Annotated in this window: 15 protein-coding genes; 9 read left to right on the top strand and 6 right to left on the bottom strand. The window is 47.1% G+C overall.

Annotated elements, in window-relative coordinates:
- The first annotated feature begins 34 nt into the window (after positions 1–34).
- Positions 35–241: a tautomerase family protein gene (locus ACOGW3_RS20210; protein WP_419904601.1), complete on the top strand. Its 207-nt coding sequence runs from the start codon at positions 35–37 to the stop codon at positions 239–241.
- Between the two features lie 47 nt (positions 242–288).
- Here ACOGW3_RS20210 and ACOGW3_RS20205 read toward each other — a convergent pair whose 3' ends face one another.
- A complete protein-coding gene (locus ACOGW3_RS20205) occupies positions 289–1197 on the bottom strand; it encodes a LysR family transcriptional regulator (protein ID WP_419904600.1) in 909 nt (302 codons plus the stop codon).
- 181 nt (positions 1198–1378) lie between these two features.
- On the opposite strand from ACOGW3_RS20205, the gene ACOGW3_RS20200 reads away from it, so the two are divergent.
- Both ACOGW3_RS20200 and ACOGW3_RS20195 read left to right on the top strand, forming a co-directional pair.
- Complete coding sequence (locus tag ACOGW3_RS20200) at positions 1379–1816, top strand: DoxX family protein (RefSeq protein ID WP_419904599.1); 438 nt, start codon at positions 1379–1381, stop codon at positions 1814–1816.
- Between the two features lie 45 nt (positions 1817–1861).
- A complete protein-coding gene (locus ACOGW3_RS20195; RefSeq protein WP_419904598.1) occupies positions 1862–2704 on the top strand; it encodes a DODA-type extradiol aromatic ring-opening family dioxygenase in 843 nt (280 codons plus the stop codon).
- A gap of 90 nt (positions 2705–2794) precedes the next feature.
- On the opposite strand, the gene ACOGW3_RS20190 is transcribed toward ACOGW3_RS20195, so the two are convergent.
- Positions 2795–3412 (bottom strand): glutathione S-transferase family protein, encoded by a 618-nt coding sequence (locus tag ACOGW3_RS20190; protein ID WP_419904597.1) that lies wholly within the window; start codon positions 3410–3412, stop codon positions 2795–2797.
- Between the two features lie 99 nt (positions 3413–3511).
- On the opposite strand from ACOGW3_RS20190, the gene ACOGW3_RS20185 reads away from it, so the two are divergent.
- Positions 3512–4387: a LysR family transcriptional regulator gene (locus ACOGW3_RS20185; protein WP_419904596.1), complete on the top strand. Its 876-nt coding sequence runs from the start codon at positions 3512–3514 to the stop codon at positions 4385–4387.
- Between the two features lie 77 nt (positions 4388–4464).
- On the opposite strand, the gene ACOGW3_RS20180 is transcribed toward ACOGW3_RS20185, so the two are convergent.
- The 3 genes from ACOGW3_RS20180 to ACOGW3_RS20170 form a co-directional block, all read right to left on the bottom strand.
- Positions 4465–5958 (bottom strand): malonyl-CoA decarboxylase, encoded by a 1494-nt coding sequence (locus tag ACOGW3_RS20180; protein ID WP_419904595.1) that lies wholly within the window; start codon positions 5956–5958, stop codon positions 4465–4467.
- Between the two features lie 115 nt (positions 5959–6073).
- Positions 6074–7579, bottom strand: a complete 1506-nt coding sequence (locus ACOGW3_RS20175; RefSeq protein WP_419904594.1) for a malonate--CoA ligase — start codon at positions 7577–7579, stop codon at positions 6074–6076.
- 68 nt (positions 7580–7647) lie between these two features.
- The gene (locus ACOGW3_RS20170) at positions 7648–8346 is read right to left on the bottom strand and encodes a GntR family transcriptional regulator (protein ID WP_419904593.1); all 699 of its coding nucleotides are present in this window, start codon (positions 8344–8346) and stop codon (positions 7648–7650) included.
- Positions 8347–8599: 253 nt separating this feature from the next.
- Between ACOGW3_RS20170 and dctP the strand changes: the two genes are divergently transcribed.
- The 5 genes from dctP to ACOGW3_RS20145 all read left to right on the top strand — a co-directional run bounded on the left by dctP (position 8600) and on the right by ACOGW3_RS20145 (position 12936).
- Entirely contained in the window at positions 8600–9607 is a 1008-nt protein-coding gene (gene dctP / locus ACOGW3_RS20165) for a TRAP transporter substrate-binding protein DctP (RefSeq protein WP_419904592.1), read from the top strand.
- A 102-nt stretch (positions 9608–9709) separates the two neighbouring features.
- Complete coding sequence (locus tag ACOGW3_RS20160) at positions 9710–10237, top strand: TRAP transporter small permease (protein ID WP_419904591.1); 528 nt, start codon at positions 9710–9712, stop codon at positions 10235–10237.
- Between the two features lie 2 nt (positions 10238–10239).
- Positions 10240–11553 (top strand): TRAP transporter large permease, encoded by a 1314-nt coding sequence (locus ACOGW3_RS20155; RefSeq protein WP_419904590.1) that lies wholly within the window; start codon positions 10240–10242, stop codon positions 11551–11553.
- A gap of 200 nt (positions 11554–11753) precedes the next feature.
- Entirely contained in the window at positions 11754–12683 is a 930-nt protein-coding gene (locus ACOGW3_RS20150) for a glutaminase (protein WP_419904589.1), read from the top strand.
- 88 nt (positions 12684–12771) lie between these two features.
- A complete protein-coding gene (locus ACOGW3_RS20145) occupies positions 12772–12936 on the top strand; it encodes a hypothetical protein (RefSeq protein WP_419904588.1) in 165 nt (54 codons plus the stop codon).
- Positions 12937–12974: 38 nt separating this feature from the next.
- Here ACOGW3_RS20145 and ACOGW3_RS20140 read toward each other — a convergent pair whose 3' ends face one another.
- Positions 12975–14090 (bottom strand): DUF418 domain-containing protein, encoded by a 1116-nt coding sequence (locus ACOGW3_RS20140; protein ID WP_419904587.1) that lies wholly within the window; start codon positions 14088–14090, stop codon positions 12975–12977.
- Positions 14091–14164: the final 74 nt, after the last annotated feature.

Genomic DNA, 14164 nt, shown 5'->3' with positions numbered 1-14164 from the left:
TTCTGAGTGGAATTCCCATCCCTAGGAGTAATAAATGCCATTCGTGAATATCAAAGTCACCAAAGAAGGTGTTACACGTGAGCAAAAATTAAAATTAATCAAAGGTGTAACGGACCTTCTTCAGGAAGTACTTAATAAGGATCCGCAAACAACTCACATTGTTATTGACGAAGTAGAGTTGGAAAATTGGGGATTTGCTGGCATGCAAACAGATGATTACAGAAAGTTGAAGTCAACCTAATTGACGCATTAAAATGTATAAGCGAGGAGGGAAGTTTCCTCGCTTTTCTATGCATGTTCATCCCAATAAGGTTCAGGGCCAAAGCTTTTGTGCAGGAAATCAATGAAAGTTCTTACCTTTGGTGGCAGGAGCCTGCTTTGGGGAAAGACGGCAAAGATACCGAGATCATCGACTTTGTAATCCGATAAGATAATTTTGAGCGCACCTGTTTTCAAATAGGGCTCTAAGACGAAACTGGGCAGTAATACGAGCCCGAGGCCCTCAACTGCGGCTGATGCCAGGGCTTCTCCGTAATTGGCATGCAGTGATCCCGTCACTTTAACCGCGTATTTTTTATCCTCTTTGCTAAAGTTCCACTCATCCCCATAGGACGAATAACTGTATTGCAGGCAATTGTGCTGCTTGAGGTCACTGGGCGAGGTGGGGATCCCGCGGTCTGCTAGATAGCTTGGGGCAGCGCAGAGGTGAATTCTACAGGGTGCGAGTTTGCGTGCAATCAGACTTGAATCAGCCAGGACACCAATCCGTATTGCCAAGTCATAGCCTTCATCGACCAAATTGACCACACGGTCGTTTAAGATCAGATCAACGGAAACATCCGGATAAGACTTTTGATAGTTTGCAATTGCTGGGGCTACGTGTCGTTTGCCAAAGGCGTGTGGGGCATTGATGCGGAGCAGGCCTTGCGGGTGGACCTGCAGGTTGCTTGCTTCACGGATTGCCTCATCTACTTGAGGGAGGATTTCCTGACAGCGGATGTAAAACGATCTTCCGGCTTCAGTAAGAGAAACCCGACGGGTGGTGCGATTGAGCAAACGCACCCCGAGTTCGTCTTCCAGGCGTTGAACCTGTTTACTGATCATGGGCCGAGAAATGTTCAGGGCCTCACCTGCCGCAACAAACGACCCGGTTTCAACAACCCGGGCAAAAGCTTCCATAAGGGTAAAGCGATCCAATATACGTTCCTTTAAAGAACTAAATATGTTCATTGTTATGTAATTGTTTCTTTTTGGATACTAACTATTTTCCTTGTAGGCCCGCAACACATAACAGGATAAAACCCGTTATTGGGGCAATTTTAAACATCGACAGGGGCAAGTCCTGTCTCTTTGTATATGATCTTAAAGGAGAAACTTAATGTTGGACCAAAAAACGGCCCCCTATGCCGCACTGTTACTCAGAGTGACCCTTGCCATCGCTTTTCTGGCCCATGCTGGGCTTAAACTCTTTGTTTTCACCCCTGCGGGCACAGCAGGATTTTTTGATTCTGTAGGCCTGCCGAGTTTTCTAGCCTATATCGTGATTTCTGCTGAAATCATCGGCGCAATCGCTTTATTACTTGGCTATAAAACCCGGGTGGTCGCTGTTGTCCTTGCGCCAGTTCTTTTGGGAGCAACAATCTTTGTTCATGGGGCAAACGGTTGGTTGTTCACTAATCAGGGCGGCGGATGGGAGTTCCCCGTATTCTGGCTAGCGGCCCTTATTTCAATGGGATTACTCGGCGATGGCGCCTATTCCCTGTCTGCAAAATTCCAGACGAGGCTAAATCCAGAACAGACTGTTTCGCGTATATAAAACCATTTTTTGGTTATAACCTAACAGTTAGTATCGGAGATATCAGTGACCAAAAATCACCCTGTATCCTATCCCAGCCTTTTTGTCTCTCACGGGGCGCCAACATTAGCACTGGAAGACAATACGGTTACACGCTTTTTAACAAACCTGGGGCAAAATTTTACCAAGCCGAAAGCCATTGTAATCGTCTCAGCGCATTTTGATCAAAGGCGCCCGACGATCGCCGCAGCATCCGAGTTTGACACTATCTACGATTTTGGTGGTTTTCCAGCAGCGTTGTATGACATTCGCTATCCGGCAAAGGGGTCTTCTGAAATCGCCTTAAGGGTGAGAGAGCTTTTGTTGGAAGCAGGGCTTGATCCAGTTATGGATGATAGCAGGGGATTGGATCATGGTACATGGGTGCCACTGGTGCATATGTATCCTAATGCGGATGTGCCAGTCGTACAGCTTTCCATTTCCATGGGGCAGAGCCCAAAATGGCATTTTGAATTAGGGCAGGCTCTATCTGGTCTGAGGGGCGAAGGTGTACTCATTATTGGATCTGGTAGTGCATCTCATAATTTACGGGAACTTATGATGGGGGGCCATGATCAAGGGGACACAGTTGTACCTTGGGTAAGTGACTTTACCGACTGGGTGACCGAAAAAATAGAAACAGGAGATTATCAGTCCGTGCTGGCGGCAATTACGGATGCTCCTGAAGGAAAGAAAAACCATCCAACTATGGATCATATTCATCCCCTGTTTTTTGCCCTGGGGGCAGGTGGTTCCAACGTTGAGGTTGGTGCACGTGGAAAACGGATACACGCCAGTACAACCTACGGCGTTCTGGCGATGGATATCTATGCCTTTGGCAACGAAGAGGAGGTATCCTCTGCGACTTAAGCCATGGTGTTTTAGGGCATAGGGTGGAACAGGCGGAGCGAACTATAGTAAGGCAGTATATTGTTCGCTCCGTTTTGATTTTTGAACTGTTTAGTTCGCGTATTCAGTACGATAAATTTCACCGATTACTGGTTGCTCAAACATATGTTTCTTGTAACGTGCGATGTTCTTGTAAGTGCCTGTGATAGACTTGCTCAGAACACCTTCCCAATGGATGCAAACCATTAGGTATAGATCAGCGAGGCTCAGTTCTTTGCCGTTGATGAAATCATTATTCCCAAGCTGGGCATCAACCATTTCAAACAGGTTGTGCAGCGCGACCTCTGCCTTTGTTTTTACATCTGCTTCGTCATCACCATAGCGGCCGGGGACAAAAGCACGGGCATAATGGGGATGAATGTTAGAATACATAAACATGAGCCATTTATAAGCTTCTGCCCGGGCCAGAGATCCTTCTTCAGGAAGAAGCTTGGCATTGGGTGCACGTTCGGCTAGGTGGAGCAGGATAGCAGCACCCTCGGTTAGAAATTCGCCGCCAACTTCAATCGCAGGCACCTTGCCCAAAGGGTTGATTTTTTTGAACTCGTCGCTGAGATGTTCTCCCTCGCCAAGATTGACCTTTGTAACCTGATAATCTGTATCGGTAAGTGCGAGAGCGGCTTTAACGGCAAGTGAACAGCTGCCTTGTCCGTGGAATAGCGTAATCATCAATTTTCCTTTCAACTTGATGTCTGGTGTAAAGATAGAGCCAAAGGCCTCGATTGATAATTCTCGACTTTTGCGGAATGTCCGTGCAAAAATGCACGGATGATAAATTGGGATGACATAAAATATTTTCTCGAAGTTGCCAGGTCCGGTAATATTACTGCTGCTGCGAAAAAGCTTGGCGTTAATCACTCAACGGTTTCTCGGCGTATTCAGGCGTTGGAAGAACAAAACGGCGTGCGGTTGTTTGAACGTATTCCAACGGGCTACGAAATGACCGAGGCCGCGAGTAATATCTATGAGTACGCCCTAGAGATAGAAGCGCGTAACCACGATATCGCCCGGGGTTTGGTCGGCCAGGACAGTCGATTACAGGGGGATATCAATGTAACCATGCCCCATGATCTCCTGGATTATTGCCTTATGGAGGAGGTGAAGCGATTTAAAGTACAGCATCCGCTAATTCGATTGAACCTTGTTGTTGCCAAGGGGGTAAAGAACCTGGCGGCAAGAGAAGCGGATGTGGCGATTAGGCTTACCCCAAATCCGCCGGATTATCTTATTGGTAAAGAGATCACAAAAATACAGCACGGCATCTATGCCAACAAACACCTAGAAATTAACTCTCATACCCCTGTTATTGTTTGGTGCGATGAAACGAACCCGCCATCCTGGGTCCAAGAACAATTTCCAAATGCGGAAATTGCTCTGCGGGTTGATGATTTATACAGCATGTATGCCGCCGTAAAAGCAGGTATCGGCGTCGCTAAAATGCCTTGTTATGTTCCCGATACAATTGCTGATGATGAGGTGAGAAGAGTAGCTATTGATATTCCACCCTCAAGCTGGGGGATCTGGATCCTCAGCCATATTGACCTTCGTCATACCGCTAGAGTTAGAGAGTGTCGATTATTTCTAGGGCAGTGCTTAGAGGTGAGAAAGGCATTGTTTGAAGGGAGGGACTCAGCTTATAAATAAAATTAAAAGTGATCCCTTATGCATTGATACTAAACAAATATAATATTTGTTATGTTGCGGAAATTGTTATTTTTACTCTAACCTGCAATGGTCTTTCTGATCTTCTGCAAGGTGCTTTCCTGTGCTAAAGAGCCGCGTAACTGTTTTAAGTATCCCTTAACTTGAGAGCCCATAGCGACAATACCATCGTTCATAAATTGCTCGTGGTTTTGCTCAATTTTACTCAGATCATATTTGTAATTCACCATGATACCAACGGCCTGAGAAATGCCTTTGTCAGAGATATCTCCCATCCAGTTTAGTTGGTGGAGCTCGGCGCCATTTTTTAAGTGAAAGCGAGCTACAGGATCCAAGGCACGCCCCCGGGGATCTTTTTCAAGGAAGTACGCAGTACAGAGCCGAAGAAGGGGGCCGTGAAGCAATTCGGTTAATTCAGTATTCTCAAACCAATTGTCTTGGTGAATACAAAAAAGAATAGCGTCCTTGGCTTCTTCTTGGTCTGTGAGTTGCCTCAGGGCCTTCAATTCTTCTCGGGTGATGGCATCTTCGATCACAGAACTATCTAGCCCTTCAAACCATTTCCTAAAGCCGGGCACGGGAGAGAGGGTTGAGAAGTTTTGAACTCGGGGAAGCTCTTTTGAAAGGTGTGGGACCACTTTCTTGATCAAGTGCTCGCCAAAACTGATGCCGCGCAGCCCTGTTTGGGTATTGGTTATGGAATAGAATATTGCGGTATCGGCATCCCTGGGGTCTCCCAGGGGGGCTGTTGTATCCAGTATATCCTGAACATTATCGGCGAGGCCTTTAACCAAGGCCACTTCGACAAAGGCGAGGGGTTCATCAGGCATTCTGGGATGAAATAGGGCGTAACAACGCCTATCTGAATCGAGTCTGTTTCTCAAATCATCCCAAGAGGTGATTTGATGCACGGCTTCATAGGTGATGAGCTTTTCCAATAGAGCTGCTGGGGTGCGCCAGGTCATCTCTACGAAGTCGAGGAACCCAATGTCGAACCAGGAGCTTAGAAGCTGCTGTAAGTCACTGTCCAGAGCTTGGAGATAGGGATCCTTGCCTTTGAAGGCGAGTAAATCTGTTCTCATATCGACCAAGAACTTTACGCCGTTAGGCAGGGCATTAAATTGCGTGAGCAGCTTAAGCCGCTCTGGAGTAGATGATTTGTGGAGCTTGTTGGCCGCAACAACCCGTTCGGCGTCAGATGTTGCGTTCAGATAATTATCCACAGATTGGCGTAATTTTCCTTCATCAGGAGAGAAGTCTTGGGCAAGGCAGGTTAAAAAGCCCTGTCGCCCTTGAGTGTTGAGATCTAGATAAGTTCGGCCCAGATCAGCTGTGCGCATGCGTTGTGAAACGTCTCCACCCGGTCCATTGATGCAACCGTCCATGAGTTGTTTCATGGCGTTTTGAGAAGTATCGGAGTGTACCAGTTTGCCCAAGCCAAGAGTACGTGCCGCAGTTTGCGCAATGTCACGCCAAGATCCGGAGATCTGCGATAAGCCCGAACCAGAGGGGAGATCTGATGGGCGTTCAAGAGGGAGTATTGTATCAGCCATAGGTAAGCTCCTAAAAAATAGGATTAAATTGCTGTTATAAATTGCAGTTATCTTGCGGCCTCAATGGAGGGTCGTGCTCAATCAAGGCCGAAAGTGTAAATGCTTAGGAATACCACTACGTCTCAAAGAGATAATTGTATTCTTGCCTGAGGATGTTTTTTTGAACCTTTCCCATGGTGTTACGGGGCAGTTCATTGATAAAGATCACCGCCTTGGGTTGTTTGAAACGCGCAAGCTGATCTTTTAGGCCTGATTTGATATCGTCTTCATGGAGCTCTTTTGTGCCATCACAAATGACGACGGCAACAACCGCTTCGCCAAAATCAGGGTGCTGAGTTCCAATAACCGCAGTCTCTTTTACGCCATCAATATCATCTATCACCAACTCGATTTCTTTTGGATAAACGTTATATCCGCCGCTGATGATCAGGTCTTTTGCACGGCCAACAATGGCAATGCGATTGTCATTAGAAATGGTTGCGATGTCTCCGGTAATAAAGAATCCATCGTCGGTAAACTCTTCAGCTGTTTTCTCAGGCATGTTCCAGTAGCCTTTGAAAACATTAGGACCTTTTATTTCTAAAACGCCGGCTTCACCTTGTTCTGTACCTCGAGGTAATCGCGCCTCTACTCCTGGCAAAGGGTATCCAACGGTACCTGCAATACGGGCGCCAGAAAGGGGATTGGAAGTGATCATGCCTGCTTCGGTCATGCCATACCGTTCCAAAATTGGCATGCCTGTACGGTCCGCGAATTGGGTAAAGGTATCTTCAAGCAGAGGGGCGGAACCTGAAATAAAGACCCGCATATTTTCACAGAGATCGTGACCAAACTCTTCTTGATCTAACAGGCGGGTGTAAAATGTGGGCACGCCCATCATAACCGTACTTTGAGGGATAAGGTCCATGACGATCTGCGCATCGAATTTTGGCAGGAACCACATCGCTGACCCGTTCATCAAAACACAATTGATCGCAACGAAGAGGCCGTGAACATGAAAGATCGGCAAAGCATGTAAGAGGACGTCGCCCTCTCTCCAGCCCCAGTACTCATGGAGTACCTGAGCATTACTGGACAGATTGTCGTGGGTCAGCATCGCGCCTTTGGATCGTCCAGTGGTGCCGGATGTGTACAAAAAAGCAGCAATGGCATCACCGGGGACATCGACAATTTCGGTGACGGGGATCGCCTCTTTATAGGCACGCATCAAACTTCCGGTTTTATCCGTATCAAGGGTGAGCAGGTGCGGAACCGAATTTTTCTCTGCAATCGGGGTGAGTTTTTCCAAGCTTTTGGGGCTGCAAACCATAATATGAGGGGTCGCGTCGCCCAGGAAATAATCTAATTCATCGGCTGTATAAGCCGTGTTGAGTGGAAGATAGATCGCGCCGATCCTCAAGCAGGCAAGGTACAAGACAACGGCCTCGGCAGTTTTCTCTACTTGTACGGCGACACGTTCGCCTGTTTTCGTGCCTAAAGAAATGAGTGCGCCGGCCATTTTCGAAGTCTGCAATTCCAACTCACCGTAACTCAGACCCTCGCCATCAGGTGACATAATGAAAGGTTGGGTTAAATCGGCTGGAAAGCGTGATTGGAAAAGAGCGTAAACATTTTTAGACATAAACAAGTCCAACTCTAGGTTAGTGTGATGAATACTTTGGGGCGATATTGGGATGATTTAGATAAGCGTTAGGCCGTTTGATCGATAATATCCATTGGTAAACTGGCAAGGAAATCATTGAAAGAGCCTCTTTGTACTGTGACGTGGGTACTTAAGAGCTGCTCTGCCAAGGTTTTATCGCCACTTATGATGGCTTCGGTTATCTCACCATGTTCGTTAAAGGAATTGGTCAGGCGATTGCTTTGCCTTAGTTGCAGGCGGCGATAGGGGGTGAGGCGGTTCCGTAAGTTTTTTGTCTGCTCACTTAAAAACTCGTTGTGGCTGCCTTTGTAAATGGCCTCATGAAAGGCAACGTTGGCCCGGTAATAACCATCGTAATCGCGCTCTTTGACCATGATCTCAGAGGCCAAGTGAAGTTCTCTCAGAGTATCGCGTTCTTCGTCCGTCATACGGTCTGCAGCCAACCTGCCGCACGTCCCTTCTAACTCAGCCATGACTTCAAACATGTCAACCAGCTCGCGCAGGCTCATTTTTTTCACAAAAGCGCCACGGCGCGGGCGAATTTCAACCAATTGCATCATACTTAGCTGTTGCAGAGCTTCACGCACGGGGGTTCTGGATACACCAAAGCGTTCAGTTAACGTGACTTCGTCCAGACGTGTTCCAGGGGTGAGTTCACCCAGCACGATTTCATGCTCAAGTTGCCTTCTCAAATCACGCGATGACATGTTTGTGGCTGATGTCTTTGGAGACGACTTATCTGGCAAATTCTGAACTCCCACCTCTTGTTTCTTAATCCGGCTGCCTATGAAAAGCAGTTATCCCTTAATTTCTCAGGGAATGAAAATCATAATACAGATTACAATGTATATTTAAAGAAGATTCTTGTATACAAAAAAGATTGACTTGTATTCTCAAGTAAGATTATTGTGTTTTCATCAAAAAATTGAGTTGTCATAAAAATAAAAAGGCCAAGCTCCCTAACATGGGGTGCGATCGTGCCTGAATAGGGAGAATACAATGAAGTTTTCTAAAAAAGCTCTCGGGCTGATGCTTGGTGGAATGGTTATGACAGGCGGCTTGCTTGCTGAAACAGCAATGGCCGCAAGCCTGAAGGCATCGCATCAATGGCCTGGTGGAAAAGGCGATGTGCGTGATGAAATGGTGCAAATCATTGCCCGCGAAGTTAACGCTGCAAATGTTGGTCTTGATATCAAGGTGTATCCTGGTAAGGCGCTGTTCAAACCTAAAGAACAATGGGGTGCCATGGTTAAGGGGCAGCTTGATATCTCAGCCTTCCCGCTCGCTTACGCTGCTGGTCGCCATCCAGAATTTAACGCGACTAACATGCCGGGTCTGGTGAAAAACCATGATCATGCAACTCGTTTGAATACCTCACCCTTTATGGATGACATCAAAAAGATCATTGATGATGCTGGCGTCGTGGTCCTTGCTGATGCCTGGCTTGCCGGTGGTTTTGCTTCCAAGAAACAGTGCATTCTTGGTCCAGACAGCATGAAGGGGCAGGTAACGCGTGCAGCTGGTAAATCGTTTGAGCAAATGCTGGTTGGGGCAGGGGCTTCCATTGCTTCTATGCCGAGTTCAGAAATCTATTCCGCGATGCAAACTGGCGTTCTAGATGCAGCGAACACATCTTCAGGAAGCTTTGTATCTTACCGTATTTATGAACAGGTGAAATGTCTAACCGCACCTGGAGATAATGCACTTTGGTTCATGTACGAACCATTGCTCATGTCTAAAAAGAGCTGGAACAAACTCAATGAAGAACAGCAAGCGGCTTTGATGGCTGCGGGCAAAAAATCAGAAGAGTTCTTTGCTGATGCTGCCAAAGGCCTTGATAGTAAATTGGTTGAAGCCTACGAGGGCGCGGGTGTTGAGGTTGTTACCATGAGTAACGATCAGGCCGCAGCTTGGTTGGCGATTGCCAAAGAGACTTCCTACAAGTCTTTTGCTGAAAAGGTGAAGGGTGGAGAAGAGTTGATTAACAAAGCTCTTGCCGTCGAATAACTGAAATTGAACATGCCCTGCCTGACGTCTTTAAAGGATTGATAGCAGGGCATTTTCTTTAAGTTTTCTTGTTCATTTCAGCTCTTATCTGGTTAGAACAACATGAATTTTTTCATTGATACCGTACGCCTGCTTTCGCGTGTATGTGGCGTATTTGCTTCTATTTTGATTGCCTCTGCAATTGTTGTCGTTTGTCAAATGGTGGTACTTCGCTATTTCCTCCAGGAATCAACAATCTGGCAAACGGACTACGTTACCTTTGCACTGGTCGCAGCAACCCTTATCGGAAGCCCCTACGTGCTTTTGATCAAGGGGCATGTAAATGTTGATTTGCTTCCACACTATTTAAGTCTACCAGCGCGGAGAATTCTTGCTCTTCTCGCGAGTATTGGGGGTTTACTCTTTACGCTGCTTCTTGCCTGGAAAGGTTTTGAGCTTTTCGAAGAAGCATTCGAAGGAGGCTGGGTAACAGATACTATTTGGGAACTCCCACTTTGGATCCCTTACTTGTCATTGCCTGTCGGGATTGGCTTATTATCGTTGCAATACGTTGCGGATATCCTGGCAATACTCAATGGCCGGGAAATGCCCTTTGCCATGGACAGCCACAGTGCGTTTGAAGGGGAATAACCATGGATCCATTATATATTGGCCTCTTGGTCGCCCTTGTTACCATCCTTGTTCTTTCCTCAGGCATTCCGGTTGCTTTTGGCCTTGGTCTGGTCGCCATGGGCTTTCTGTTTGCTTTTGAGGGCTTTGGCTCGCTTGATGTCGTCGCCGAAACTTTCTTTTCCGGTCTATCTGAATTTGCACTGGTTTCGATCCCGATGTTTATCGTTATGGGTGCCGCCGTTGCATCGTCACCCGCGGGCAAAGATCTCTATGCTGCCCTTGATCGTTGGCTGAACCGGGTACCGGGCGGGCTGATTATTTCCAACATTGGCGCGTGCTCCATTTTTGCTGCGCTCAGCGGATCTTCTCCGGCGACCTGTGCGGCGATCGGCAAGATGGGCATCCCCGAGATGCGTAAGCGTGGCTATCCAGATGGTTTGGCTACGGGTTCCATTGCAGCGGGCGGTACACTTGGTATTCTAATCCCACCTTCGATCACTATGATCGTTTATGGTATTGCGACGGAAACCTCCATTGGCCGTTTGTTCCTTGCCGGTCTGTTGCCGGGACTGCTGTTGACCTCCCTTTTCATGTGCTGGTCGCTTTATACCGCTTGGCGTAACGGTTATAGCTTTAAAGATCAGATCAATAGTTATAGCTGGAAAGAGAAGTTTGAGGTTCTGCCTCGTGTTTTCCCCTTCCTGCTCATTATCGTTGGTGTGCTTTATGTACTTTACGGCGGTGTTGCGACCCCATCAGAAGCCGCAGGAGTTGGCGCCTTGTTCTGCCTGATCCTTGTGGTCGTGATCTACCGGATGTGGCAGCCGCGAAAAATCTGGGGCATTCTTTCTGATTCCATGAAAGAGTCCGTGATGATCTTGATGATCATCGGGGCATCAGCATTGTTTAGCTACACGCTTTCTTCGCTCTATGTCACTCAATCCGTTGCAGAATATATTGCGGCACTCGATATCAACAAGTGGCAACTGCTGATCATCATCAACCTCTTTCTATTGGTTGCAGGTTTCTTTCTGCCGCCTGTCGCTGTGATCTTAATGACGGCGCCAATTCTGTTGCCGATCATTATTCAAGCGGGTTTTGATCCTTATTGGTTTGCTGTGGTTTTCACCATCAATATGGAAATCGGGCTGATCACACCACCGGTTGGGCTCAACCTCTATGTCATTAATGGCATCGTGCCCGACGTATCGCTACCCACCATCCTTAAAGGGGCGCTTCCCTTTATGCTCTGTATGGTTCTCGCCATCGCCATTCTTTGTGTCTTCCCTGAGATTGCAACTTGGCTGCCCACATACATGATGGGCGGAGGATAAAGCGAAACTCAGTTCATAGGACGTGTTGCGTGAGGAAGCCGGTTGGTCAAGAAATTGATCAGCCGGTTTTCTTTTGCTTATAGGAATAAACAAGTTGCCATGAAACCTATCTTCTATATTAAATCTTTGGAGCAGGTCTTGTAATTCTCGGATTTTATGAGGGCTATATTGCTTCAGGGTAGAGGAAATAATGGTATCTAATGGCTGAGAACTCAGTTGATTTTCAGGGTGTGCTGGCAGAAATTCAGGATGAAATCGATCCTTTTTTTGGCCAGGGAAAAAACGCCGGCTATATTCCTGCTTTGTCTGACGTACCCGGCGATAAATTTGGCATGGCAGTACATACGGTTGAAGGCGAAGAGTTTCTTATCGGAGATGCTCAAGACGACTTCTCCATTCAATCCATTTCCAAGCTTTTTACCCTTATGCAGGTGCTGGGTTTTGACGACATAGATATTTGGTCGCGGGTGGGGCGCGAACCCTCTGGAACCGCCTTTAATTCTCTGGTCCAGTTGGAGTATGAAAAGGGCATTCCCCGCAACCCCTTTATCAATGCCGGGGCTATCGTTGTCACGGATATACTGGCCAGTAGATCTGCCGATGCTTCAAGGCGTATCGGGGATTATTACCGGATGCTTTCGGGCAACCTGTCTAACCGGGTGGATGAAGAAGTTGCTTTGTCTGAACAAGATCACGGCTATCGGAATGCGGCCTTAGCGAACCTGATGCGTAGCTTTGACAATATACAAACCCCAATACCGGATCTTCTGGATATTTATTTCCGTCAATGCGCTCTAACAACGTCCTGTGCAGACCTTGCCAAAGCAGCCTTGCCATTGGCGTGCGGTGGTTATTCACCGATTGCTCAAAAACAAGTCTTGAGCACGAGAGATACCAAGCGGATAAATGCGCTACTTTTGACATGTGGCCTTTATGATGCGGTGGGCTCCTTTGCCTATAAGGTCGGGTTGCCTGCTAAATCGGGTGTTGGGGGTGGGATTGTCGCGGTACTGCCCAATAAGTTTTCTGTTGCGGTATGGTCTCCTGAATTAGACTCTTACGGAAACTCTTTGGTTGGCAGTAAGGCTCTGGAGCTTTTTACCACCAAAACCGATCTTTCTATTTTTTAAACTGCGTAAGGAGTCAATTTTTGTTGACAATATTACTTTTGTAAATAAAGATGTATAAATAATACATGTTATTAAAAGGAGAAACGTTATGACCCTATTACACTGGCTTGAAACTGGTTTTCTATATCCTGGGGATATCGTTGTTCAGAAACTTGGCGTAAGTGTTGAAGAAGATGGTGGTATCTTGCGTTCTTTCATTAACATGTGCGTCTGGGGCATCGTGACCGGGACCATCGCCTTTTATACCCTTTAATGCTGTATCGGCCGGTTCTGCCCACACTCACCAGAGAGCTATCCGGCGATAACACGCATGATGCTTTCGATCGGGCCGCGTGTGAAGAACTTGGTATATGCCCAGACATAAATTGTTGCCAGCAGACAGAACAGGATAGAAGCAAGTACTGCTTTATCTGTGGTCCCAACTGTATTTTGCCCTTCAAGTAGGCCTAAAGCTTCGAGCGTACCCATGCCAAGCAAGATATGAGCGACATAAAGAGTAAGCGTCTGACGTCCGATTTGATTACAGAGCTTTAAAATAGCGTGGCCCTTTAACCACTGGCTAAGCCAAAGGCTGATAGCCAGAACCATACAAGCGGTACTCATCCCTGCGATCATATAGAACGGCATCGGTGGGATCGGTTCAGTTGTTGCGATATCACGCAGGTCCTGTTCTGCACCGCTTAACAGGCTCAATGCAAAGGCAGAAAGCCCTTCAACCGCCATTAGGGCAATCAGGCCATAGAAGAACAGTTTTAGCTGAGTTGACGTTTGCTCGAGAGATATCCTGCTCAAAAGGATGCCAAAGAGAAAAAAGCTGAGCCAGGGGATTACGGGATGCCAGCCGTTAAAAAACAGGTTTAATATAAAACCCTCAAAGGTCCAGAAGTTCTGATAGCTATAGGCCTTCCAATCCCAGTTGAGATCGTAATCGAGGGTGAGCAGCATGACGATAAAGCCAAGCATCAGCGCAATAATAGAGATAATCAAACCTGCTGAACTCATCCGTACAAACATCACGCCAAAAAAGAAGTAGAGCGCGTAATAGTGCAGAATATCAGCGTCAAAAATAAGCGAATTTAAAAGGCCCAATACCATAAGGAAGAGGGCGCGTTTACTGGTCAGAATAAATAGCCGATCCCCCTGATCAGCCTGATTGTCTCGATTAGAGTGATTACCGAGCCCGAGAGTTTTTTGGGAGAAGGGTTTGGACGCCAAACCCAGTCCAATGCCTGCCAACACCACAAAAGTTGCCGCAGCCCGTCCCTCTAACATCCCCACAAATGTCGTTGCCCAAGCCGATCCCACTCTCTCAGCCCCCATGGCAACGGTGAAATTCACCAACACCATGCCAACAAAAGCAAGAAACCGGGCAAAATCGAGCCCTTCAACACGGGGAGCGGCAGTCATGTATAATCCTGTACTTCAAAGAACCTGCATTGGAGCGGTCTTGATTAAAGACAGTTTACACCAAGCAACGAATG

Origin of the sequence: Kiloniella sp. (assembly GCF_965205715.1) — a bacterium.
In the GTDB taxonomy this organism is placed as follows: Bacteria; Pseudomonadota; Alphaproteobacteria; order Kiloniellales; family Kiloniellaceae; genus Kiloniella.
Note: the sequence above shows the minus strand (reverse complement) of the source record. Positions and strands in the feature narration are given on the sequence as shown.

Excerpts from the sequence above, each read along its gene's own strand:
- ACOGW3_RS20210 (WP_419904601.1), top strand. The coding sequence starts at position 35 with ATGCCATTCGTGAATATCAAAGTCACCAAAGAAGGTGTTACACGTGAG.
- ACOGW3_RS20200 (WP_419904599.1), top strand. The coding sequence starts at position 1,379 with ATGTTGGACCAAAAAACGGCCCCCTATGCCGCACTGTTACTCAGAGTG.
- ACOGW3_RS20190 (WP_419904597.1), bottom strand. The coding sequence starts at position 3,412 with ATGATTACGCTATTCCACGGACAAGGCAGCTGTTCACTTGCCGTTAAA.
- ACOGW3_RS20185 (WP_419904596.1), top strand. The coding sequence starts at position 3,512 with ATGATAAATTGGGATGACATAAAATATTTTCTCGAAGTTGCCAGGTCC.
- ACOGW3_RS20180 (WP_419904595.1), bottom strand. The coding sequence starts at position 5,958 with ATGGCTGATACAATACTCCCTCTTGAACGCCCATCAGATCTCCCCTCT.
- ACOGW3_RS20175 (WP_419904594.1), bottom strand. The coding sequence starts at position 7,579 with ATGTCTAAAAATGTTTACGCTCTTTTCCAATCACGCTTTCCAGCCGAT.
- dctP (WP_419904592.1), top strand. The coding sequence starts at position 8,600 with ATGAAGTTTTCTAAAAAAGCTCTCGGGCTGATGCTTGGTGGAATGGTT.
- ACOGW3_RS20160 (WP_419904591.1), top strand. The coding sequence starts at position 9,710 with ATGAATTTTTTCATTGATACCGTACGCCTGCTTTCGCGTGTATGTGGC.
- ACOGW3_RS20155 (WP_419904590.1), top strand. The coding sequence starts at position 10,240 with ATGGATCCATTATATATTGGCCTCTTGGTCGCCCTTGTTACCATCCTT.
- ACOGW3_RS20150 (WP_419904589.1), top strand. The coding sequence starts at position 11,754 with ATGGCTGAGAACTCAGTTGATTTTCAGGGTGTGCTGGCAGAAATTCAG.
- ACOGW3_RS20145 (WP_419904588.1), top strand. The coding sequence starts at position 12,772 with ATGACCCTATTACACTGGCTTGAAACTGGTTTTCTATATCCTGGGGAT.
- ACOGW3_RS20140 (WP_419904587.1), bottom strand. The coding sequence starts at position 14,090 with ATGACTGCCGCTCCCCGTGTTGAAGGGCTCGATTTTGCCCGGTTTCTT.